1 protein-coding gene is annotated in these 1,079 nt (G+C 45.6%); it reads right to left on the minus strand.

Annotated elements, in window-relative coordinates:
* A partial coding sequence (locus HMPREF2576_RS07230; protein WP_256313862.1) for a hypothetical protein occupies positions 1-1,079 on the minus strand: 1,079 nt, incomplete at both ends.

Raw genomic sequence — 1,079 nt, forward strand, 5'->3', positions numbered from 1 at the left:
CAAGTGAGAGCGACTCGGACAGTGCAAGTACATCGTTAAGTGACTCGACAAGTACGAGCGTTTCAGAATCGACAAGTACATCAACATCAACGAGTGTGAGTGCCTCAAACAGTACAAGTACGTCATTAAGTGACTCGACAAGTACGAGTCTTTCAGACTCAACGAGCACATCGACATCAGAAAGTGGATCAACGTCAACAAGTGAGAGCGACTCGGACAGTGCAAGTACATCCTTAAGTGAGTCAACAAGTACAAGCATTTCAGACTCAACGAGTACATCAACATCAGATAGTGCATCTACATCTATGAGTGTAAGCGACTCAAACAGAGCAAGTACGTCCTTAAGTGACTCGACAAGCACAAGCGTTTCAGATTCAACAAGCGCGTCAACATCAGAAAGCGCATCAACGTCAACAAGAGAGAGTGAATCAACAAGTGAAAGTACGTCATTGAGTGAATCGACAAGCACAAGCGTTTCAGATTCAACAAGTACATCGACATCCGACAGTGCGTCAACGTCAACAAGTGAGAGTGACTCAAACAGTGAAAGTACATCGTTAAGTGAGTCGACAAGCACAAGCGTTTCAGATTCAACAAGCGCGTCAACGTCAGCAAGTGCATCAACATCAACGAGCGTGAGTGACTCCAATAGCGCAAGTACATCGTTAAGTGGCTCGACAAGTACAAGTCTTTCAGGATCAGCAAGCACATCCACATCAGAAAGTGCATCAGAGTCAGCAAGAGAGAGTGAGTCAACAAGTGCAAGTACATCGTTAAGTGGCTCGACAAGTACGAGCGTTTCAGACTCAACAAGTACATCGACATCAGACAGTGCGTCAACGTCAACAAGTGAGAGTGACTCAAACAGTGAAAGTACATCGTTAAGTGAGTCGACAAGCACAAGCGTTTCAGATTCAACAAGCGCGTCAACGTCAGCAAGTGCATCAACATCAACGAGCGTGAGTGACTCCAATAGCGCAAGTACGTCATTAAGTGGCTCAACAAGTACAAGCGTTTCAGACTCAACGAGTACGTCGACATCAGCAAGTGCATCCACATCAACGAGTGAGAGTGAGTCA

Origin of the sequence: Staphylococcus sp. HMSC063F05 (assembly GCF_001837075.1) — a bacterium.
Lineage (GTDB): Bacteria > Bacillota > Bacilli > Staphylococcales > Staphylococcaceae > Staphylococcus > Staphylococcus epidermidis.